Here is a 21,351-nt window from a genome sequence, read left to right as displayed (position 1 = left end):
CTCCGATGCCTGGGCCGGGAAGGGGGCCACATGCTGACACTCATTGCCGTTGTTTCCAGCGCCGGTGGCGCGGGGCGCAGTACGGTGACGGCCCATCTGGCCGCAGAACTCGCGCAGGCATCGCATCCGGTCGCCGTGCTCGAACTCGACGCACAAAACAGCATCGGTGCGCTGCTCGGATTGCGCGAGACGTGCGCGGCAGGCGTGCTGTCGCCGAACGTTGCGCCGGACGGCTGGCATAGTGTGCTGCGCGAGACGCCGGCGCACGTGCCGCTGCTGCCTGCCGGTCGCAGCGAGGCGGCGAGTGTGAGCGCCATTGGCCAATGGCTGCGCCAGGACGCCGGCGGGCTGCGTCGTCATCTCGACGCGATGGGTTTGCCCGAGGGCACGCGCGTCCTCATGGACACGCAGCGCTTGCCCGATGCCATCGCCCAGGCCGCCGTGGCGGGGGCCGACCTCGTCCTTGGCGTGGTGCCCGTGACGACGACCGGCTATGTCACGCAGCCGGACCTGATCGCGGCATGCGCGGGCCGCGCGCGGATGGTGCCGAACTTCGCTGCCGCCAATTCTGCGCTCAACAACGATCTCCTCCATCTGATCCAGTCGCGCGCGGGCGACGCCAGTGTGCCGTTGCGCATTCACCGTGATGACGCGATCGGCACGGTGGCGGCCAGCGGCCAGACGCTGGCCATGGGAGGACAGGGCTCGCAGGCTGCGCTCGATCTCGCCCATTTGGCCGCGTGGCTGCTACGCGCCACGTCGCCGATTGATGCCGCGACCGGCACCAGGGGCAGCGCATGATAAGCGACGCACTGGGCTCCCTCTACCGGCTCGGCCGCGAGATTCTGGTGGTGCGTCTCGCGGTGCCGCCGCGCGCGGACGGACGCCCGCCAAGTTTTCTGCAATGGACGCTTGCGGCGACCTTGCGTTCGCCAGGTCATCGACGCTGGGTCACGCAGGTCGGCGACCATGCGGTGACGCGCCTGGCGATGCGACTTGAGGTGAATCGGTTGGATCAATGGCGCGACTGGTGGTTGCGTCTCCTGTTTCCGCCGCCTCGCGCCGGACGCACCGATTATCCCGCGCGCGCACTGGCTTGGATCAACGCACGTGTCACGCATCGGCTCGACGTCCCGGTCGATGCGAGCGTCGGGCAGATGATGCAGGCACTGGTGTGGCGCCGGGCCGATCGGCGCCCGGCATTCCCACCGTACGTTGGCTGGCTGGCGCTCCGGGACAACAACGAACGCGTGCGACTGTGGCTGGTGCAGACGCTCTTCGGCATTCCGCCCGACACGCCCGCGCAACTCGCCCATCGCTTCGACGCGCAACTCGAGCGTGTGATGCAGTGGCGTGTCACATCGGCCGTTGTCGCGCTGCTCGGCATGATCGGCGTGTTCTGGATCGTCACGACACCGTTCGCGCCGTTCGAGCAGTTGCTGTTTTCTATCTGCACGCTAACGCTGGCGTTAGTATTCCGCCGGCTCGACAGTCAGTATTCGGTGCTTGTGCTGATCGGCTTGTCGTTGATCTCCACGATCCGCTACGTATGGTGGCGTCTCACGCAATCGCTGGCGTTCGACACGTTGCCCGAGGCAGTGGTCGGCTACACGCTCGTGGCCGCCGAGATGTACACGTGGATGATCCTGCTGTTTGGCTACATCCAGACGGTCTGGCCGTTACAGCGCCGCATCACGCCGCTGCCGCCGGACACGCGTGAGTGGCCCAGTGTCGACATCTATATTCCCACGTACAACGAGGGCCTCGACGTGGTGCGCCCGACGGTGTATGCCGCCTGCGGGATCGACTGGCCACCCGAGAAGCTCAATATCTACCTGCTCGACGACGGACGCCGCGACGAGATGCGTGAATTCGCTGCGCTCGCGGGCGTGCACTACATGACGCGTCCCGACAATCGGCATGCCAAGGCGGGCAACATCAACCATGCGCTGGGCAAGACACAGGGCGAGTTCGTCGCCATTTTCGACTGCGATCACATTCCCGTGCGCTCGTTCCTGCAGACGACGATGGGTGCCTTCCTCAAGGACCCGCGCTGCTCGCTCGTGCAAACCCCGCACCACTTTTTCTCCGACGATCCGTTCGAGCGCAACCTCGCCACGCGCGGGCGGTGCCCAACGAAGGGCGACTGTTCTACGGGATCGTGCAGGACGGCAACGACTTCTGGAATGCCTCGTTCTTCTGCGGCTCCTGCGCCGTATTGCGACGTACCGCACTCGACGAAGTCGGGGGTGTCGCCGTCGAGACGGTGACGGAAGACGCCCACACGGCGCTCAAGATGCACCGTCGCGGCTGGAACACCGTGTACCTGAAAGTGGTGCAGGCGGCGGGACTTGCGACCGAGTCGCTCTCCGGTCACGTGGGCCAGCGCATTCGCTGGGCACGCGGCATGGCGCAGATCTTCCGCGTCGACAACCCGCTCTTCGGACGCGGATTGAAGTTCGGACAGCGGATCTGCTACGCGAACGGCATGCTGCATTTCTTCTACGGCATTCCGCGCATCATCTTCTTGCTCGCACCGATCGCCTATCTGTTTTTCGGATTGCATATCGTGCAGGCGGCGGCCCTGAGCATCTGCGCCTATGTGTTACCGCACATTGCACACGCGAATATCGCCAACTCTCGCATCCAGGGCAAGTATCGCCATTCGTTCTGGTCAGATGTCTATGAAGCCGTGCTGGCGTGGTACGTGGCGTTACCCACGACGGTGGCGTTCATCAACCCGCGTTACGGCAAATTCAACGTGACGGCCAAAGGCGGCCTGATCGAACAGAGCTTCTTCGACTGGAATATCTCGAAGCCTTACCTGGTGCTGCTCGGGTTCAACGTCCTGGCCTTCCTCGCGGGCGTCTTGCGCTACTTCTACGGGCCGGCGCATGAGATGGGCGCGTTGATCTTCAACGTGGGGTGGGTGACGTTCAATCTGGCGGTGCTGGGCGCGGCGGTGGCGGTAGCGACCGAGGTGCGGCAGGTGCGCCGCACGCACCGGGTGTCAATGCGCATGCCCGCCACGCTGTATCTGCCGGACGGGCGCGCGATGGCGTGCTACACGCGCGACTTCTCGGGCGGTGGTCTGGCGCTGCAACTGCCCGTGCCCTCGCGTTGCGCGAGGGCACCGAGGCGCAGGTCGCACTCGCGCGCGGCGCCACGGAGTATGGTTTTCCGGTGCGCGTGGTCGGGGTGCGCGGGCAGGCGCTGTTTCTCTCGTTCATGCCGCTCACGGTGGCGCAGGACAAACATCTTGTGCAATTCACGTTCGGCCGTGCCGACGCCTGGCGCGACTGGGATGTCGAGCGCACGCGCGACGAACCGATCAAGGCGCTCTTCGAGATGCTCGCGATGGGGCTGCGCGGTTATCAGGTGCTGGCGAATTACTTGCTGGGCAAACTCGTGACGCGCTGGCAGGATCGCCTGCGCAGCGCACGCCAGACGTAAGCCGGACAACACCGGCACTCAGGGACGCATACGATGGGCATCTGGAACCTCTATTTCATCCTGAAGCTGCTGCTCCTGTGGGCCGGCATCATCGGCTTTCACGTGCTGCCGAACTTCCTCTTCGCGGTGCTGCTCGCGATCCGGCTGCGCCCGCGCTGGGCGCGCATCGGGCGACAGGTGATCGCTCTGCCGGCCGGCGCGGCGCTGCTCTATTACGATTCGAACCTGCCGCCGTTCGCCCGTTTCGTCGAGCAGTTGCCGGCGCTGCTGCAATTCCGGTTCTCGTACCTGATCGAGCTGCTCGGACGCTTCGTGCCGACGCAATTCTGGCTGCTGCTCGCGATCCTGACGCTCGTCTACTGGATCGTGAACCGCTGGGTTCGCGTGACGACCTTCGTGATGCTCGCGCTCGTGATCGTGCCCCTCGTGCTGCGCTTTGGCGCGCTCGGGCCGGTCGCGCCGGTAGTCGCGGCGCAGGGCGATACCCCGGCCGCGCAGCCAGCGGGAGAGGGCGCAGCGACCGCCGGCGTGAACGAATTCGTGTCGGGTGACGGCGAGGTGCCGTTGGCCGCGAGTCCGGATGCCGCACTCGATGGCTTCTACTCCCGCGAACTGACGCGCGCCGTCGCGATGCCCGCGCAGACCGGGGCCGGCCCGGACTTCGACATCATCTTCCTGCACATCTGTTCGCTCGCGCAGGACGATCTCGACGTCGACAATCTCGCCAACCTGCCGCTGCTCTCGCGCTTCGATTTCGTCTTCAAGAACTTCAACTCCGCGGCGAGCTATAGCGGCCCGGCCGCCATTCGTGTGCTGCGCGCCGGCTGCGGCCAGCCGACGCACAAGGCACTGTACGATCCGGCCGGCCCGCAATGCTACGTGATGAGTGACCTGAAGCAGCTCGGCTTTACGCCGTCGCTCGCAATGAACCACGACGGGCATTTCGACAACTTCATGCAGGAGGTTCAGCAGAACTTCGGCATGCAGGGCATCACGCCGTTCGATAACACGCGCACGCGTGTGGCCATGCGCTCGTTCGACGAAACCCCGGTCCGCTCGGATGGCGACGTGCTGCAAACGTGGTGGCAGCAGCGTATGGCCATGCCCGACAAGCGCGTCGCACTCTACTACAACACGATCTCGCTGCACGACGGCAACCGTCTCGAAGGCTCGCGACTGCCCAGCGCGCAGAGCTATCCGATACGCGTGAAGGCGATGTTCGACGATTTTGGTCAGTTCATCGACACCATTGCCCGGTCGGGCCGCAAGGCGGTGGTGGTGTTCGTGCCCGAGCACGGCGCCGCGCTGCGGGGCAGCAAGCTGCAGGTCTCGGGCATGCGCGAGGTGCCGCTGCCGCAGATCACGCATGTGCCGGTGGCGGTGAAGCTCGTGGGCTTCGGCAACGGGGCGGGGGCCAGCCACGGCACGCCCATCACCATTTCCACACCCACGAGCTATCTGGCGCTGATGACACTGGTTTCGCATCTCATCGCGAACAACCCGTTCGCGGGAACGCCCGATCTGGCGTCATATGCGGCTGATTTACCGCAGACGGCCTTCGTGTCGGCGAACGAGCAGACCACCGTCATGAAGTACGGCGGCAAGCAGCTCATTCGAGGCACGGACGGCGTCTGGGTGGACCTCAAATCGATGGAGTGACGCGCCGACCCTGCGCGAGTCCTCGCCGGATCCGCACGCGAATGCGTGTTCGGGCTCGCGCACGCGTTTTCCCGGAATCGCGCATACTGTGCGCTCTTGCCAGCGCGCGTGGCCGGCGAGGCCCGCGATCGTCGCCTGGCATGGACGCATTCGAAACTTCCGGGAGTTACTGTGCAATACACCAAATTCGGCCGCACCGGCCTGAGCGTTTCCCGCTTGTGCCTGGGTACCATGACGTTCGGCCTGCAAACCGAGGAAGCCGCCAGCCATGCGATTCTCGACCGTACCGCCGACGCGGGCGTCAACTTCATCGATATTGCCGACGTCTACCCGCTCGGCGCCGACATCTCGTTGTCCGGGCGTACCGAGGAGATCGTCGGTCGTTGGCTCAAGGGGCGCCGTAGCCAGTTCATCGTCGCGACCAAAGCTTGCGGCCAGATGGGACCGTCACCGTGGGACAAGGGGGCGTCGCGCAAGCATCTGCTCGATGCCATCGATGCGTCGCTGCGCCGCTTGGGAACCGACTACGTCGACCTGTACCAACTGCATTCCGACGACACCGACACGCCCATCGACGAAACGCTCGAGGCGCTCGACACCATAGTGAAGTCGGGCAAGGCCCGCTACGTCGGCGTGTCGAATTACCTCGCCTATCGCCTCGCACGTGCCCTGGGCCGCGCCGACGTGCTGCGCGTGGCACGCTTCGTGTCGGTGCAGCCGCGCTACAACCTGCTGTTCCGTCAGATCGAGCGCGAATTGCTGCCGCTGGCCAGTGAAGAGGGTCTGGCGGTCATCCCTTACAACCCGCTCGCCGGCGGATTGCTGACGGGCAAATACCGACACGACGCCGCGCCGAGCGAGGGTCGCTTCACCACGGCGACGGTCGGCAAGGCCGGCTCGATGTACCAGCAGCGCTACTGGCACGAGCGTGAGTTCGAGACGATCGAGTCGCTCAAAGGCATTGCGAAGGACGCGGGTGAGTCGCTGACGCGTCTGTCGCTCGCCTGGGTGCTGGCGAACCCGGTGGTCACGTCGGCGATTATCGGCGCGAGCCGCGTCGAACAATTGACCGAAACACTCGGCACCGTCGACTACGCGCTCGACGCCGGCCTCAAGGCGAAGCTCGACGACGCGTCGCATGCTTATCGCTGGGGCGACGCCGCCCGATAAGCGCAACGTCCCGCCCCCGGCTTTCTGCGGGACTCACACCGTACACAGGCCCGACGCGTCGGGCCTGTGGCGTTTTTGCGTTGCATCAAGCAAGCGCGTCTTAAGGGCGATTCCCGAGCCCGCGAACGTAGTCGTCGGCTACGATCGAGCGCTATAGTAGCTGCATCGTGTCACGGTTCGACAGTCGAAGCGACTGACGCGGCGGCACGATGCCGGACACGCTGCCTGCGTGCGAGGCCTTCCTCTGATGCTCCTTGCGAGGCTGCTCATGACAAAACGCATTCTGCTGGCGACCGACGGTAGCGAATCGTCACGCCGCGCGCTGCGCGAGGCGGCCGCCTTTGCGCGCAACGGCGACATGATCCGCGTCATCCACACGGTGGAAGATCCCGTCACGCCGGTGACTTCCGCCTTCGCCAAGCTCATCGATCTGGAACAGGTGCGTCGCGACATGCAGCGCGAGGGCGAGGAACATCTGGCGCGCGCGGTGCTTTATCTGCGCGAGGAAGGGCTCGACCCACAGGCGCATTTGCTCGATCTGCGCACGACCGGCGAGACCGTGCCCGAGGCCATCACCCGCGAGGCCAACGAGTGGGGCGCCGACATCATCATCGTCGGCACGCACGGCCGGGGTGGTGTGCGACGCGCCATGCTGGGCAGCGTCGCCGAACAGATTCTGCGCAGCGCGGAGGTGCCGGTGATGCTGGTGGCGGGCGAGGCACGCCCGCATTCGCCGTTGCGTGCGGGCGGACACTACGAACGGATACTCGTCGCGCTCGACGACAGCGAGACGTCGCGCCGTGCCTTCGAATACGCGCTGTCGCTCGCCCGCGCGCATGCGGCGTCGTTGCGCGTCGTCCATGTACTGGATATGCCGGGGCCATTTCCCGAAGGCTTCGACTCGGCCCCGATGCTTGGCGCGGTGCGCGCCGTGGGCGAGCAGGCGCTGAAGTGGGCGACGCGACGCCTGCACGAGGCGGGCGTGCCCGGCGACGTAGAGTTGCGAGAGGTTCAGCCAGTCGGCGAGGGGGTTGCCGATCAGATTATCTGCGCAGGCAAAGAGACCGACGCCGATGTCATCGTGCTTGGCACGCACGGGCGGCGCGGGTTCCGGCGCTTCACGCTGGGCAGCGTCGCGGAGGACACGGCCCGTCACGCAGGTCGGCCGGTGTTGCTGTTGCCCGCGCACGCACCGGTGGAGTGACACGCATGCCGTCAGGCGGCGCGTTGATCGCCGGGCGGAAGCGCCCGGCGTGTTTGGCACATCAGAAGGAGGCGTTCGGCCTCAGGCGGCCGGACCGAGTTCTGCGAGAAGCGTTTTGAGAGGCGTGGCGGCGTCGGCCAGACGCACCGGGTCGACCACGGCGCGGCGACCGACGAGTTCGCGTGCCGCCAGAAACTCCTGTGCCCGATTGATGCTCACGGCCGCCACGACGGCACCTTCGCGCAGATAGAAGCGCATGAACACGGCGGCCCCTTGCGCATCCGGCAAGCGGCGCTCGATCATGGCGTCATGGCCGTCGGTCAGGCCAACCATTTGCAGCTTCGCGTTGAACTGATCGGACCAGAACCACGGCGCGGTCGCGACGGCCTTGGGGCATCGCCATGAACCACACTCGCGGCCACCTTGGCCATTTCGCTCGCGCTCGGCACCGATTCCAGACGAATGCGGCGGCCCAGCGCCGGGTGTTCGTGATGCGCACAGTCGCCCACCGCCAGAATGGCCGGGTCGCTCGTACGAGCATATTCGTCGACGACGATGCCGTTCTCGACGGCCAGCCCCGCAGCCTGCGCCAGCTCGGTGTTCGGAACGAGACCAATGCCAACGACCACTACATCGGCCGGCAGGCGCTTGTCGCCGGCCACGACCGCGACCACTTGGCCAGCCGCATCCCGCTCAAGCGCCGTCACGCCGACACCGACCTGCACGTCGACGCCGTTCTCGCGGTGCAGCGCTGCGAAAAAGTCCGCCAGATCGGCTTCCGCCACGCGGGCCAGCAGGCGGGGGGCCGCTTCGAGCACGGTCACCGCGGAGCCCGCCTTGACGGCGGTTGCCGCCACTTCCAGCCCGATGTAGCCGCCGCCGACCACGACGACACGCTTGCCCGGTGCGAGCGCTTCGCGCAGACGCGTCGCGTCGGCGATGTTGCGCAGGTAGTAGACGTTCGGGGCGTCGCCGCCCGGAATGGGCAGATGGCGCACGCGGCCGCCAAGCGCCAGCACCAGATGGTCGTAGCTCAGTGCCTGGCCGTCGTCGAACGCGACGGTGCGCGCCGCGCGGTCGATGGCAGTGGCCGTCACTCCCAGACGCACGTCGATCTCGGCCTTCTCCCAGGCGTCCGCTGGACGGATCAGCAGGCTGGCTTCATCGGCCTGACCGGACAGAAACGCTTTCGAGAGCGGCGGGCGGCGATACGGCAGATGGCTCTCGCTGCCGGCGAGCACGATGCGCCCGGCATAGCCCAACTGACGCAGGGCGAGGGCGGTTTCGCCGCCGGCTTGACCGGCGCCGAGAATGACGGTGGTGGAGATAGCTTCTGACATGAGGATGAAAGCAAAAGAAGGCGGCCGCCAGTGTAATGCATCGGCGCGCCTGTCGCGTCCCGGATACCGTCAAGATGTGTTCGTGACACTGCCGCGTCGCTTGGCGCTGACGGGCGTCAGTCCTTTGGGCCGTTGGGTTCGGCGAAGAACAGGCTTTCGACCTGCTTGATCAGGGCCGGCCCGAAGGCGTCGCCGCCGACCTGCGGCGCAATCAATTGCATCAGCACCGGGGAGCCGGGCGGTGGGTGCAGGGCGTGAACAAGCACGCAAAAGTACATGGCCGGATGTTCGGCACGCACGACACCCGCCTGCATGCCCTGCACGATGAGGGGCTCCATGCAGTCGTAGACGGGCATCACCAGATGGCGGTGCAGGATGGCACCGCGCTCGCCGGTCTCTGATGCGTGCTGCGTGATGAACTGCTTGTGCTCCGGATGGTTGATGGCGTGGGCGGCGATGATCGCAATGGCTTCCTTGAGACGATCGGTCACCGGGCGCGCAGTGTCGAGCGACAACGCGCGAAGCCGCTCGCTCGGGCCCGTGAGCGCGCCTTCGAGCGTGTCCACGCATGCGCGCCACAGTTGCTCCTTCGAGCCGAAGTGCACGCGCACCAGGCTGGCGTCGACCTTCGCCGCCCGCGCGATGCCACGCAGGTTGGCGCCGTCGTAGCCCAGTTGCGAAAAGGCGTCGATGGCGGCGGCAAGCAATGCCGCACGGCCTTCGGGCAGGTGTTTGGGGCGACGGCCCGCGGGGTCGATATGGCAGTCATTGTCGGACAACGTCGTGCGCGGGGCGTGTGGCCTCAGCGGTCTGGGCCGTATCGGCCGCTGGCGCCGGCGGCACCCCCATCGCGTAAAAGAGGAGGGCAGTATCCGACAAACGTGCGCCGGTTGCACGCACTGTCGTGAGATAGGCGCTCCAGTACTGCTGTTCGCGCCCGCGCGCGGCCGACACCGGCAGGGCGCCCAGGCGCACGCGGGCGGCCGTGTCGCGATAGATCTGCTCGGCCGCTGCGCTGGCAAGGTCCGCGTGCCGCAGCGATGTGTTGTCCGCTTCGAGCGACGCCAACGTATCGGCCACGTTCTTGAAGGCGGCGAGTACCGTCTGCTTGTATCGGTCGAGCGCGGCCGCATAAGTGGCACTCGCTGCCCGACGCTGCGCGAGCAATGCGCCACCGTGGAAGATCGGCTGCGAGATCGACGCGGCTACGCTCCAGAGCGCCCCGGCGCCGGAAAGCACCATCGGCCAATGGAAACCGCCTTTGCCCATCGACGCGCTGAGCGTCAGACTCGGGAACATCTGCGCCGTGGCCACGCCGACCTCGGCCGAGGCCGCCTTGAGGGCCATCTCTGCCGCCTGGATGTCGGGCCGCGATTGCAGCAACGTCGACGGCACGACGACCGGCACCCGTTCGGGAACCTTCAGCGCGCCCAGCGGCACATCGTCGGGGGCGCGATCGGGCGTGCGGCCCAGCAACACGGCCAATGCGTGGCGCGTGGACTGCCACTGCGCGCGCAGGCCGGGTAGCGACGCCGCGAGCGTCTCGGCGTTTTGTGCTGACGCCAGCGCGTCGGCGCGGGAGACGGCGCCGAGCCCCTCTCGCCGGGCCATCTCCGTGGCGTCGGCCTGCGCCAGTTCGACGAGCCGCTCGGTCGCCTTGACCTGTGCGCCGAGCACCGACGCCCCGATGGCGCCGGAGACGATATTCGCTGCGAGCGCCTGCCGCGCCGATTCGAACTGGAACGCCTGCTGATCGACCTGGGCCGCCAGCGCCGCATCGGCGAAGCGAGCGGCGCCGAATAAGTCGAACGTGTAGCGTGCCTGCACCTGTCCCACGAACATGTTGTATAGCGCCGTCGGCGGTCCGAGATTCGGGATGCCGAGATTGCGCTCGCGTGCCGCTTCACCGCCAAGGTCGATCGACGGGAAGAGCGACGCGCCGATCTGCGCCTTCAACTGCTCGCGCGCGCCCTGCAAGGCATGCTCCGCCGAGGACAGGGAGGGGCTGTTGCGCAGCCCTTCGTCGACGAGGGCATTGAGGGTGTCCGAGCGATAGGCATGCCACCACGCGCTCACGGGGGCCGCGCCCACGTCGAACTGCTGTGCCGTGCCCTGCGCCATGTCGGTATGCGCGGGCAGCGCGCTGGCGCCATAGTGCGCGGGTGAGGGCATGACCGGCGGCGTGTCGCCCGGGGTGAACGCGCAGGCGCTCAGCCACAGTGGGAGGATCGGAACGAGCGGGGCGCACCAGCGCCGGGCGAGGCGCGGCATCATGAGCGGTCTCCTTGCGGGTTAGCCGCGTGTGCGGGGTCGGCGGGCGAGGCACGTTCGTCGTGACGCACGCGGAATGCCGTGGCGTACAGCGCCGGCAGGAAAAACACGGTCAGGATCGTGGCGCTGGTGATGCCGCCCATCAACGCCGTGGCCATCGGGCCGAAGAAGTTGCTGCGCAGCAAAGGGATCAGCGCGAGCACGGCGGCGGCGGCGGTGAGCGTGATTGGCCGGAAGCGCCGTACCGTGGCGCTCACGATGGCGTCGAAGCGCGGGTGTCCAGCGGCGATGTCCTGTTCGATCTGGTCGACCAGGATCACCGAGTTTCGCATGATGATGCCGAACATCGCGATCACGCCGAGCATTGCCACGAAACCGAACGGCTTGCCGAACAGCAGCAACGTGGCGACCACGCCGATCATGCCGAGCGGGGCCGTGAGCACCACGAGCAAGGTGCGCGCGAAGCTCTGGAGCTGAATCATCAGGAGTGTGAGCACCGCGATGATCATGATCGGCATCTGCGCCATGATCGACGACTGTCCCTTGGCGGACTCTTCGACCGATCCGCCGATCTCGATGCGATAACCCACCGGGAGGGCCCGGCGAATGTCGCCGAGCGATCGGTAGACTGCGTCGGTCACGTCGATCCCTTGCTTGCCCGCGCGCACGTCCGAGCGCACGGTGAGCGTCGGCTGCCGGTCGCGCTCCCAGATCACGCCATATTCCAGGTCGTTCACCACGTGCCCCAGCGTGGCCAACGGCACCGGGCCGTTCGGCGTGGGCATGGCGAGCGTGGCGAGCTTCGCCGGATCCACCCGCTCGGCCTTGGGCGCGCGCAGTGTGATCGCGATCAGCTTGTCGCGTTCGCGGTATTGGCTGATGTCGTAGCCCGTGAGCGTCATGGCGATGAAGTTCGAGATATCCGTCGAACTCACGCCCAGTGCACGTGCCTTCTGCTGGTCGACTTCAAAGCGCACCGAGCGTTGTGAGGGTTCGTCCCAGTCGAACTGGACATCGGCGGTGTCACCGTTCTTGCGCATGACGGCCGCCACCTGCTCGGCAATCTTGCGCACCGTGCCAATGTCGTCGCCGCTCACGCGAAACTGCACGGGAAAGCCGACGGGTGGTCCGTTTTCCAGTCGCGACAACCGGGTGCGCACACCGGGCATGGCCTCGCGCAGCGTCGGCTCGAGCCATTGGGCGAGCGCCTCGCGATCGTCCACGGACTTGGCGGTAACAACCAGTTGCGCGAAGTTCGGCGTGGGCAGTTGCTGATCGAGCGGCAGGTAGAAGCGGGGCGCGCCGGTGCCGACAAAGCTCACCGTGTGATCGATCTCTTTCCGACCCTTGAGCAATTTTTCCAGACGTTGCGTCTCGCGCAGAGTCGCTTGATACGACGCCCCTTCCGGCAGACGGAGATCGACCATCAGTTCGGGCCGATCGGAACTCGGGAAAAACTGCTGGGGCACGAGCGAGAAGGCAGCCATCGAAATCAGGAACAGCACGACGGTGACGGCGAGCACGATGAAGCGGCGCTCGATGCACCATGTCAGCCAGCCGCGCAGGCGATTGTAGAAGCGGGTGTCGTAGACCTCGTGCTCATGATCGTCGCCGTGATGGGCCTCGCGGGCTCGCTCGGGCAACAGCTTGTAGCCGAGCAGCGGAATGAGCACGACGGCGGCCAGCCACGATGCGAGCAGCGCAATGGCCGAGACCTCGAAGATCGAGCGCGTGTATTCACCCGTGCTCGACTTCGCCAGAGCAATGGGCAGAAAGCCGGACACGGTCACGAGCGTGCCGGTCAGCATGGGGAACGCCGTGCTCGTGTAGGCGAAGGCGGCCGCACGCTTGCGATTCCAGCCTTGGGAGAGCTTCACGGCCATCATTTCGACGGCGATGATGGCGTCGTCCACCAACAGCCCGAGCGCCAGGATCAATGTGCCGAGTGACACCTTGTGCAGCCCGATGTCGAAGAGGTACATGAACAGCGACGTCACGGCGAGGACGACCGGAATCGAAATGGCCACCACCATGCCGGTGCGCAAGCCAAGCGAGACGAGGCTCACGATGAGCACGATGGCGACGGCTTCGGCCACCGCTTCGAGGAAGTCGTCGACGGACTGTGACACGGACTTCGACATGCTCGCGACTTCAGTGAGCGTGAGGCCTGCGGGCAATTGAGCCCGCAGCTCGCCCATCTTGCCGGCCAGCGCCTTGCCAAGGTGAACGACGTCCTGCCCCTTTTGCATGGTGATGCCGATGCCGAGCACGGGCTTGCCACCGAAGCGCATCTCCGAGACGGGGGGTCTTCATAGCCGCGCTTGATCGTGGCGATGTCGCCCAGCCGGAAGGATCGGTTGTTCACGCGGATGAGCGTGTCGGCAAGGTCATCCACGCTGCGGTACTGGCCGCTCGGGCGCACGACCAGCCGGTCGTTGGGCGTGTTGATCGTGCCCGCCGGCGAGACCGCGTTCTGCGCGCCCACGGCCTGGTCGATCTGGCTGGGAGAAATGCCGAGTCGCGTCAGTTGTGTGTTGTTGATCTCGACGTAGATGCGCGGCTCCTGGTCGCCGAAGTAGTCGACCTTCGCCACGCCCGGCACCCGCAGCAGCACGGTGCGTAACGAGTCGGCGTAATCGCGCAACTGGGCGGGACCGAAGCCGTCGCCCTGGAGCGTGAAGATGTGCGTGTAGACGTCGCCGAATTCGTCGTTGAAGAACGGCCCTTGCACGCCCTGAGGCAAGGTGTACGCGATGTCGCCGACCTTCTTGCGCACCTGGTACCACTCTTCGGGCACGTCGCTCGCGGGCGCCGAATCCTTCATCGAAAAAAACAGCAGCGACTCGCCAGGGCGTGAATAGCTGCGTTGGAAGTCGATCGCCGGCATCTCCTGGAGCTTGCGCGCGATCCGGTCGGTGACCTGCTCCTGCACCTGTTTGGCGGTCGCGCCCGGCCAGTACGTGCGGATGACCATCACGCGGAACGTGAAGGGCGGATCTTCGGATTGCGCGAGGCGCGAGTAGGCCAGAATGCCGAAGATCGTGGCCATCGCGATCAGGAAGATCACGAGCGCGCGATGCCGCAGGGCCCATGCGGAGAGATTGAAACGACCCTCCTCGTGACGATAGTCCTTGGGTGCGGCGGGCGGCGCGGCGGGGGATGCCGCGGGCACAGGCGGCTTGCCGTCCTGCGGGCTCATGACGCGAAGTCCTCGGGGTGCAGCGGCGCAATCACGCGAACCTTCTCGCCGGCGGTGACGGTGTGCGCGCCTTGCCAGACGACGCGCTCACCGGGTTGAATGCCGCCCGCGACGGTGACGGTGCGCTCGCCGTAGCGAGCAATCTTCACGCGTCGCAGCACCAGCGTGTCGTCGGATTTAACGACCCACACCGCGGGTTGATCGCCCTCGTGAAAGAGCGCAGTCGACGGCAGCGTGATGGGCGGGCCGTCGGCGAGCGGGGGGCGGCGGGCTCGCCGGACACCATTGCGGCGGGCGTGGCCGATATCGTCGCCGGTGCCGCAGGTGGGGCGACCGGCGGCGCGAAGGGTTGTGCGAATGCGACGTTGGCTGTCATGCCGAGTTTGACGTCGGGACTGGGTGAGAGCAGCGAGAGCTTGGCCCGGTAAGTGCGGCTCGTGGGATCGGCCGCCGGCGCGATTTCACGCACCCGCGCTTGCCACGTCTTGCCCGGCACGGCGGGCAGCGAGACCGTCGTCATCTGCCCGACGCGCAGGGCGCCGAGCACGACTTCGGGCACGTCGGTAATCACATCGACGTCGCCCGTCCATGCCAACTGGTAAACCGGCTGACCAGCGCTGACGTTCTGCCCCGTATCGGCTTGCTCGGCGGTGATCACGCCGTCGCGATCCGCCTTGAGGCTGCCGTAGTTCAACTGATCGCCGGCGAGTGCGGCCTGCTGGGTCGCCTGATTGCGCTGGGCGAGCGCGCTCGCGTAGGCATTCTCTGATTGTTCCAGTTGCGCCGGGGCGATGAGGTTTTCGCGCGCTTGCGCGCGGTCACGGGTGACGGTTTGCGTCGCGTAATCAAGTTGGTGCTGCGCCGCGTCGAGCTGAGCGCGCGCACTGGCGGCCTGCTTCGACAGATCGCCCGGATCCAGACGGGCGACGATCTGGCCCGCCTTGACGGCGTCGCCGAGTCGCACGTTGCGCTCGATGATCTGGCCTGCAACACGGAATGAGAGCGGCGTGACGTAGCGCGCCTCGATTTGCGCCGGTAGCGACACAACGGGTGCGCGCTCGGCGACCTTGGCCGCCACCGCCACGACCGGGCGCGGGGGCACCTCTGGCGGGGCTTTGCGCGAACACGCGCTCAATATGGCGGCAATGGCCGTGATGGCGACGGCCTGGGCAAGGCGGCGTGGTGCGATGTCGGGCAGAAGGGGCATCGTGCGCTCGTAGCTGACAAAGGGAGACATCAAGATTAAATCTACGGGCGATGATATATGGATTGCCCGCGTGGCGCAACGGCGCTGCACACGACTTTTCACTGCCCTGTGACTATCGACGGGGGGCGTGTCATTGGATTGTTGTCGGCAAGCCGGGAAAGGCCAACCGCCGAATTAATTTGGAGTACGATGCCTAGCGAGTGCCCGCCGCAACCGCCGCGGACATCGGTGAGTCTTCGCGCGCACGATGCCACGTGGGACGGCGACTTTGACCCAAGTCAAGCGAAGGGCATGCCGGGGGATCGCGCGCGGCGGAAAGCCGGGGGTTCGCGGCTATGCTGGAGGTATCTGACGTTTCGCGATCATTCACCGGAGACGGATAGCCATGACAACACGCATTGCTTTGGTCACAGGCGGTATGGGCGGTTTGGGTGAGGCCATCAGCCTGCGCCTGGCCGATGCCGGGTATCGGGTTGCGGTCACCTGTTCGCCACAGAATCACGATTGCGAAGGGTGGGTCGAGCGCATGCGCGCCGCGGGCCGCGAGTTCACCGCGTACCGTGTCGACGTAGCCGATTTTTCGTCATGCGAGGCTTGCGCGAAAGCCGTCGAATCCGATACCGGTCCGGTGGACATCCTCGTCAATAACGCGGGAATCACGCGCGACGCGACAATGCGCAAGATGACATCCGAAGACTGGCAATCGGTATTGCGCACGAATCTGGATAGCGTATTCAACATGACCCGGCCGCTCTTCGGCGGCATGGTCGCGCGCGGCTGGGGCCGCATCATCAACATTTCGTCGGTCAATGGCAGCCGTGGGGCGTTTGGACAAGCGAACTATGCCGCAGCGAAGGCCGGCATGCATGGGTTCACCAAGTCGCTGGCGCTGGAGGTCGCCAAGGCCGGGGTGACCGTCAACACGATCTCGCCGGGATATCTCGCCACGAAGATGGTCACGGCGGTCCCGGCCGATGTGCTCGAATCGCGCATCCTTCCGCAGATTCCGGTCGGCCGGTTGGGACGCCCGGATGAGGTGGCCGCCCTGGTGGCCTTCCTTGCCTCGGAAGACGCGGGTTTCATCACCGGCAGCAACCTTGCCATCAACGGTGGCATGCATATGGAGTGACTTGCAGCGACGCTGCCTACTACTTATTCAGGAGAGTCACGATGTCAAAGGAAACGAATCCGGCACTGACGATGGTCAAGCTCGGCACCGCGAGTGCGTTGGGCGCCTACGGCATTTTGCTGGAAGCGGCGCAACACATGCACCAATTGCAGGCAGAGCGCGATACCGAATTGCTCAAGGCCCATGCGGACGCCGCCAAGTCGCTCGGCGGCGCCAAGGACTTCAATGGGCTGTTGACCGCGCACTTGCAAATGCTCAACGGTCAGCTCGCGCAACAGAACGAATTCTGGCGCGAGTGGCTGGCGGTGTGCGCGAACAATCAACTGCTCTGGACCGAGCATTTGCGCAAGACGGGCGAAGAGCTGCAGCACGGCATGGCCGGTGCGATGATGCTGCCCGATTTGATGGGGGCGGGCACAATGCCCGGAGACGCCGCCAAGGCCGCCGAAGCGCCGTTGCAGAAGTGGTTCCAGGCATTCAACGACGCGACGCTGGGTACGATGGACGCCTGGCGACGCTTGTCGACGCAAGCGGCACAGGCCACCGAGGCGGCCGTTTCTCAGCAGTCGCCACTCAACGGGCGCGTACCGCCCAAGCGCGGCGGCGCTCCGGCTCAACGCTCGAGCACGTAAGCGCCGGGCGCATCGCATAGCGAGTGCGTCGGTGGCCAGGCGGTGGCGACGGATTTGCCGCTGCCCTGCGCGAGCAGCCACGCCTGCCATGCCGGCCACCAGGAGCTTGGCTTGGCGGGCGTGGTGACGAACCATTCGTCGGGATCGCGATACGCCGCGCCTGCCACGCGCGTCGCGACGCGATGGTGACTGGTCGGATGTCCCGGCTCACAGACGACCCCCACGTTGTGCCCGCCCGAGACGAGCGCAAACGTCAGATCGCCGTTGTAGAGCAGATGCATCTTGTAGACGGAGCGCCACGGGGAGATGTGGTCGCGTTCCGTCGCCACCACGAACATCGGCACGCGAATGTCCGATAGCGCGACGGGTAGGCCGCCCACCTTCAGGGTTCCCGTTGCCAATGCATTGTTCAGATACAGTTCGCGCAGGCACTGACTGTGCAGCCGCGCGGGTATCCGTGTGGTGTCGGCATTCCACACCGTAAAGTCGGTCGTTTGCGCCGGTTTGCCGAGCAGGTAGTCGTGCATGAGCCGCGACCAGATCAGATCGCGCGAATTGAGCAGTTGGAACGTTCCCGCGAGTTGCTCACCGCTGATGTATCCCTGGCGCCACATCATCGCTTCGAGATACGCCACCTGGCTGGCGTCGATAAACAAGCCCAACTCGCCAGGTTCGCTGAAGTCGGATTGCGCGGCCAGCAGCGTCACGCTGGCGAGCCGTTGGCGTCCTGCCTCGCCGCCTTTCGAATGTCCGTCCCCGCGTCGGTGATCGCGACTGATCTCGCTTCCGTCTTCTCCGCCGTTCGCGTTTTCGCGCGCAAGCGTCGCTGCCGCGATGGCGAGCAGCGTGCCGCCCAGACAGTAGCCGCAGGCATGCACGGGCACGTTGTCCGTCAGGCGATGGACCTCCCGCAGGGCGGTCAGCAGTCCGGCGTTCAGGTAGTCGTCCAGTCCGCGGCCACGAGCCTTCGGCCCGGCGTTGTGCCACGACATCATGAAGACGTTATGCCCCTGCGCGACCAAATAGCGCACGAGTGAATGCTGCGCTTCCAGATCGAGGATGTAGTACTTCAGCAGCCACGACGGCACGATGAGGATCGGTTCGCGCCACGTCTGCGCCTGCGCCGGGGCGTAGTGCAGCAACTCGAAATACGCGTTGCGATAGACGACCTTGCCGGGCGTCGCGGCAATGTCGTGGCCAACGCAGAACGCTTTGCACGCCTCGGGCCCCGCACCCGGCGCGTGGCCCGCCGCCATGTCGCGCAGGTCGGACCACCAGCGTTGCGCGCCACTGACGAGGTTTTGCCCGTGCGTGTCGCGTACCGCGTTGATGACTTCCGGATTCAGGAACCAGACGTTGGCTGGCGAGAACACATCGAGCCATTGCCTTGCCATGAAGCGCACCACGTCGCGGTGGTGCCGCTCGACGCCCGGGATTTCGCCCGTCATCGTGTCCACGAAATCCTGCGTTCGCAGGAAACGTTCACGCCACCAGGCGAACGGGAGTTGATCCCAAAGTGGGTCGCGGAAACGCCGGTCGGCGACGGAGGGGCCGCCGGCCTTCGCCCGATCACTGGCCGTGGGCTTGTCGATGGCGGCGAAAGCCTTGAAGACGTTGAGCTGATGCCCGGGCGCCGTCGCGGCGTGCATGGCCCAGTCGGCCCAGGCGAGCGCCACCGCTGCGGGCGAGACATTGCCGGTAAACCGCGCGGTCCCGGCCATCGCGGCGCGGTCCAGGCTGTCCGTAAATGAGGTGGCCGACGATGGAAACGCGACCTCGGGCGTCTCCACTGGCGCAGGTGTGCCTCCCGTCGTGGTAGAGACAGGGCTCGCTGCGGCGGCCGGCGCCGGGCCAGGTGGCGTCGCACGGCGCGTCGGCGGATTCGCCGCTTTGGGCGTGCCGCGCGAGCGCGATGCGGAGGAAGACTGGGACGATGGGGACGACGGCGATTCGGAGGTCTTGGCAGTGCGAGCGGGCATGGCGGACTCCGTTCTACCTCGCCACGATCATGCGAACGCGCGCGGCGGACGTCGAAGCGAGGAGGATGCATTGGGCAACGCCCCCGGTGTCGCGACGTCAATGCGTCACGGGGCGTTTCGGCAAATATATCGCAGACGTCATGCACGTATCGTGATCTGCGACAAATTGCGCAGGGACGACGACGTCATTGCGTGGGGTCGTTCATCGTGGCGGGGCTGGCGTCGGGGCATCGGGCGCGGTGGCGGGTTTCGCCGGCGAGGGGTGCGAGGGCCGCAGAGTCAACGGGGCCATGGGCTTTCGTGCGTGCCAACTGATGCGACGGAACGGCTGCTCGCGTCCGGACAGCGTGAGCGCGACGTGGGTGATCCAGCGCTGCGTCGGCACGCGCTCGCCGTGCAGCCACATGACAAGCACGAACAGGCTGGCCGCCATCGGCAGGGTTTTGAGATTGGGCGTGGCGTCGCGACGCGTATGCCAGGCAAAGGCGGCGCAGATGGCGAAGCCCACGACACAGCCGGCCACCGTCTCCGAAATCGAGTGCGCCGACAGGGCGACGCGCGACGCCCCGACCGCCACGCTACCCGCCGTGGCGGCGGCCATGCCGAGCACGCGCCACGGCCACGCGAGGTGGCGCAGAAGCAACCATGCAATGACCGGGTACACGGTGGCGGCGAGCATCGTATGGCCGCTCACGCCGGTGAAATCGAGTTCGCGCCACCCGAGGCCCCAGCCGAGAAACATGACCTTGGAGGCCGCCACGACAAGCGCACCCGCCGCAAACAGGGCGACCCAGGTGAATGCCATGCGCCACGCACGGGCCGAGAGCAACCAGAGGGTGAGGGCGGCGGCGGCGGGCACCGTCACGGCGGCACCGCCGAAATTGGTAATCGTGATCCAGAAGCTAGACATGACTGGCAAATGACGGCCCGAGGGCGGAGGGCTTCGGGCGAAAGCGCTATCTTACGCGCGCGACGCTGGGGAGAACAAATGCCGGTCCGGCATCGCACGGAGGTAGGGTGCGAAACGAGGGTTCGCGCCGGGTTATTTCCCAAATAGCGACATTTCGCTGGGTGTTGATGGATATTTTGCGCGTTTTCCCGTCAATTATCGCCACGATGCCCCGTAGACTGCGTCGTTTTCGAACAGGTTTCTCGAGCGATGTCTTTCTCTTCTCCTTCCTCCAAGCGCAGGTGCGCCGCGTTGGACGGCGGCGCGCAAGGCCTGCGGGGGCAAGGCGAAGGCCGCCGCGCCCGCTGGCGCGCCGCGTGCGTCTGGCTGTACATGGCGCTGCCGGTGGCTGCGATGGCCGACACTGGCGGCATGGCCGACACATTGCGCCTGCACCCGCGTCTGACCCCTTCGTTTTCCTTCTCGCCGGCGACACCGACCGCGTCGGCCGACGCATCGTCGCCGCACGCGAACGTGGCATTGCCGCAATCCGTCTGCGGCAAGGTAACGCCGCTGTATGCCATGACCATGACGGTGCGGGCGCCGAAGCCTCTCGTCATGCCGGTGACCTATTCGCGCGTTTCGTCGGATTTCGGCACGCGCTCACACCCGGTGCGACGCGTGAAGCATCGGCACACCGGCATCGATCTCGTGGCACCGTCGGGCGCGCCGGTGCGCGCGGTGGCGCAGGGCGTGGTGAAGTCCATCGGCTTCGAGCGCCGCGGCTTCGGACGTTACATCGTGATCGCGCATCGAGACGATAGCGAGACGATCTACGCCCACTTGTCCGCCACGGCGCGCGGGCTGCGTGTCGGTGAGACGGTGGCGGCGGGCCGCGTCATCGGGGCGGTCGGCAAGACGGGAATGGTCACGGGCCCGCACCTGCATTTCGAACTGCGCCGCCAAGGCGTGCCCGCCGATCCGCGCCCGTTGCTGCGCCGCACGGCCAAGATGAGCGAATCGCCGGCGGGCACAGGCAACCCTTGCCTGAGCGTGCTCAATGGCGTGCCGTCGGGGCATCTTCACGGGGGGGCGGGGTGGCCACTCGATGGCAGTACTCGCCGCTCTGAGTGGCGCGTCGAGATCGTCTTTCCGGGAATAAAGCGGCACGTGCACCGGTATTACGGATAGGGGCGCTCTTGCGACTCGTCACGACGAC

General features: G+C 66.2%; 15 protein-coding genes and 2 pseudogenes. 9 read left to right on the top strand and 8 right to left on the bottom strand.

Translation table 11 applies throughout. From position 1 onward, the window contains the following. Nucleotides 1–30 precede the first annotated feature (30 nt). From DRB87_RS12200 to DRB87_RS12180, 6 genes are all read left to right on the top strand, one after another. The gene (locus tag DRB87_RS12200) at nt 31–801 is read left to right on the top strand and encodes a cellulose synthase operon protein YhjQ/BcsQ (RefSeq protein WP_130026084.1); all 771 of its coding nucleotides are present in this window, start codon (nt 31–33) and stop codon (nt 799–801) included. Then, nucleotides 798–2,270 carry a glycosyltransferase gene (locus DRB87_RS24245; protein ID WP_370363086.1) on the top strand — a complete coding sequence of 491 codons (1,473 nt, stop codon included), beginning with the start codon at nt 798–800 and terminating at the stop codon, nt 2,268–2,270. The genes DRB87_RS12200 and DRB87_RS24245 overlap by 4 nt, the downstream gene beginning before the upstream one ends. Further along, nucleotides 2,219–3,412: a glycosyltransferase family 2 protein gene (locus DRB87_RS24240; RefSeq protein ID WP_370363085.1), complete on the top strand. Its 1,194-nt coding sequence runs from the start codon at nt 2,219–2,221 to the stop codon at nt 3,410–3,412. The genes DRB87_RS24245 and DRB87_RS24240 overlap by 52 nt, the downstream gene beginning before the upstream one ends. A 74-nt stretch (nt 3,413–3,486) precedes the next feature. After that, a complete protein-coding gene (gene bcsG / locus DRB87_RS12190) occupies nt 3,487–5,112 on the top strand; it encodes a cellulose biosynthesis protein BcsG (RefSeq protein WP_130026083.1) in 1,626 nt (541 codons plus the stop codon). Nucleotides 5,113–5,283: 171 nt separating this feature from the next. Continuing rightward, nucleotides 5,284–6,282 carry an aldo/keto reductase gene (locus DRB87_RS12185; RefSeq protein ID WP_130026082.1) on the top strand — a complete coding sequence of 333 codons (999 nt, stop codon included), beginning with the start codon at nt 5,284–5,286 and terminating at the stop codon, nt 6,280–6,282. Between the two features lie 268 nt (nt 6,283–6,550). Then, nucleotides 6,551–7,486, top strand: coding sequence for a universal stress protein (locus DRB87_RS12180; protein ID WP_165385295.1), 936 nt, complete (start codon nt 6,551–6,553; stop codon nt 7,484–7,486). Between the two features lie 81 nt (nt 7,487–7,567). On the opposite strand, the gene DRB87_RS23600 is transcribed toward DRB87_RS12180, so the two are convergent. The 6 genes and pseudogenes from DRB87_RS23600 to DRB87_RS12155 form a co-directional block, all read right to left on the bottom strand. Then, a complete protein-coding gene (locus DRB87_RS23600) occupies nt 7,568–7,819 on the bottom strand; it encodes an oxidoreductase C-terminal domain-containing protein (RefSeq protein WP_240755967.1) in 252 nt (83 codons plus the stop codon). Further along, on the bottom strand, nt 7,807–8,826 hold the full coding sequence (locus DRB87_RS12175; protein WP_240755966.1) for an NAD(P)/FAD-dependent oxidoreductase: 1,020 nt from the start codon (nt 8,824–8,826) through the stop codon (nt 7,807–7,809). Before DRB87_RS12175 ends, DRB87_RS23600 begins: the two co-directional genes overlap by 13 nt. Nucleotides 8,827–8,942: 116 nt before the next feature. Further along, a complete protein-coding gene (locus DRB87_RS12170; RefSeq protein ID WP_165385294.1) occupies nt 8,943–9,605 on the bottom strand; it encodes a TetR/AcrR family transcriptional regulator in 663 nt (220 codons plus the stop codon). Next, complete coding sequence (locus tag DRB87_RS12165) at nt 9,592–11,100, bottom strand: efflux transporter outer membrane subunit (RefSeq protein WP_130026079.1); 1,509 nt, start codon at nt 11,098–11,100, stop codon at nt 9,592–9,594. The genes DRB87_RS12170 and DRB87_RS12165 overlap by 14 nt, the downstream gene beginning before the upstream one ends. After that, a pseudogene (locus tag DRB87_RS12160) lies at nt 11,097–14,296 on the bottom strand (efflux RND transporter permease subunit). The gene DRB87_RS12165 and the pseudogene DRB87_RS12160 overlap by 4 nt, the downstream one beginning before the upstream one ends. Beyond that, nucleotides 14,293–15,503, bottom strand: a pseudogene (locus DRB87_RS12155) (efflux RND transporter periplasmic adaptor subunit). Before DRB87_RS12155 ends, DRB87_RS12160 begins: the two co-directional pseudogenes overlap by 4 nt. Nucleotides 15,504–15,888: 385 nt before the next feature. Here DRB87_RS12155 and phbB point away from each other — a divergent pair. Further along, nucleotides 15,889–16,632 carry an acetoacetyl-CoA reductase gene (gene phbB, locus DRB87_RS12150; protein ID WP_130026078.1) on the top strand — a complete coding sequence of 248 codons (744 nt, stop codon included), beginning with the start codon at nt 15,889–15,891 and terminating at the stop codon, nt 16,630–16,632. A 41-nt stretch (nt 16,633–16,673) separates the two neighbouring features. Beyond that, nucleotides 16,674–17,264, top strand: a complete 591-nt coding sequence (locus DRB87_RS12145) for a hypothetical protein (protein ID WP_130026077.1) — start codon at nt 16,674–16,676, stop codon at nt 17,262–17,264. Here the strand turns inward: DRB87_RS12145 and DRB87_RS12140 are convergent. Both DRB87_RS12140 and DRB87_RS12135 read right to left on the bottom strand, forming a co-directional pair. Then, entirely contained in the window at nt 17,246–18,985 is a 1,740-nt protein-coding gene (locus DRB87_RS12140; protein ID WP_240755965.1) for a poly-beta-hydroxybutyrate polymerase N-terminal domain-containing protein, read from the bottom strand. The two genes, DRB87_RS12145 and DRB87_RS12140, sit on opposite strands and share 19 nt — an antisense overlap. A 460-nt stretch (nt 18,986–19,445) precedes the next feature. Further along, entirely contained in the window at nt 19,446–20,153 is a 708-nt protein-coding gene (locus DRB87_RS12135; protein WP_130026076.1) for a phosphatase PAP2 family protein, read from the bottom strand. 249 nt (nt 20,154–20,402) lie between these two features. Here DRB87_RS12135 and DRB87_RS12130 point away from each other — a divergent pair, with 249 nt between their 5' ends. Then, nucleotides 20,403–21,323, top strand: a complete 921-nt coding sequence (locus DRB87_RS12130; protein ID WP_130026075.1) for a M23 family metallopeptidase — start codon at nt 20,403–20,405, stop codon at nt 21,321–21,323. Nucleotides 21,324–21,351 lie beyond the last annotated feature (28 nt).

This window comes from Pandoraea sp. XY-2 (assembly GCF_004193915.1).
Taxonomy (GTDB): Bacteria; Pseudomonadota; Gammaproteobacteria; order Burkholderiales; family Burkholderiaceae; genus Pandoraea; species Pandoraea cepalis.
Note: the sequence above shows the minus strand (reverse complement) of the source record. Positions and strands in the feature narration are given on the sequence as shown.

Bases quoted from the DNA above. Each gene is read 5' to 3' on its own strand.
- DRB87_RS12145 (WP_130026077.1), top strand. From the start codon at position 16,674: ATGTCAAAGGAAACGAATCCGGCACTGACGATGGTCAAGCTCGGCACC.
- DRB87_RS12180 (WP_165385295.1), top strand. From the start codon at position 6,551: ATGACAAAACGCATTCTGCTGGCGACCGACGGTAGCGAATCGTCACGC.
- DRB87_RS23600 (WP_240755967.1), bottom strand. From the start codon at position 7,819: ATGGTTGGCCTGACCGACGGCCATGACGCCATGATCGAGCGCCGCTTG.
- phbB (WP_130026078.1), top strand. From the start codon at position 15,889: ATGACAACACGCATTGCTTTGGTCACAGGCGGTATGGGCGGTTTGGGT.
- DRB87_RS12135 (WP_130026076.1), bottom strand. From the start codon at position 20,153: ATGTCTAGCTTCTGGATCACGATTACCAATTTCGGCGGTGCCGCCGTG.
- DRB87_RS12130 (WP_130026075.1), top strand. From the start codon at position 20,403: ATGTCTTTCTCTTCTCCTTCCTCCAAGCGCAGGTGCGCCGCGTTGGAC.
- DRB87_RS12140 (WP_240755965.1), bottom strand. From the start codon at position 18,985: ATGGCCGGGACCGCGCGGTTTACCGGCAATGTCTCGCCCGCAGCGGTG.
- DRB87_RS24245 (WP_370363086.1), top strand. From the start codon at position 798: ATGATAAGCGACGCACTGGGCTCCCTCTACCGGCTCGGCCGCGAGATT.
- DRB87_RS12165 (WP_130026079.1), bottom strand. From the start codon at position 11,100: ATGATGCCGCGCCTCGCCCGGCGCTGGTGCGCCCCGCTCGTTCCGATC.
- DRB87_RS12200 (WP_130026084.1), top strand. From the start codon at position 31: ATGCTGACACTCATTGCCGTTGTTTCCAGCGCCGGTGGCGCGGGGCGC.
- bcsG (WP_130026083.1), top strand. From the start codon at position 3,487: ATGGGCATCTGGAACCTCTATTTCATCCTGAAGCTGCTGCTCCTGTGG.
- DRB87_RS12175 (WP_240755966.1), bottom strand. From the start codon at position 8,826: ATGTCAGAAGCTATCTCCACCACCGTCATTCTCGGCGCCGGTCAAGCC.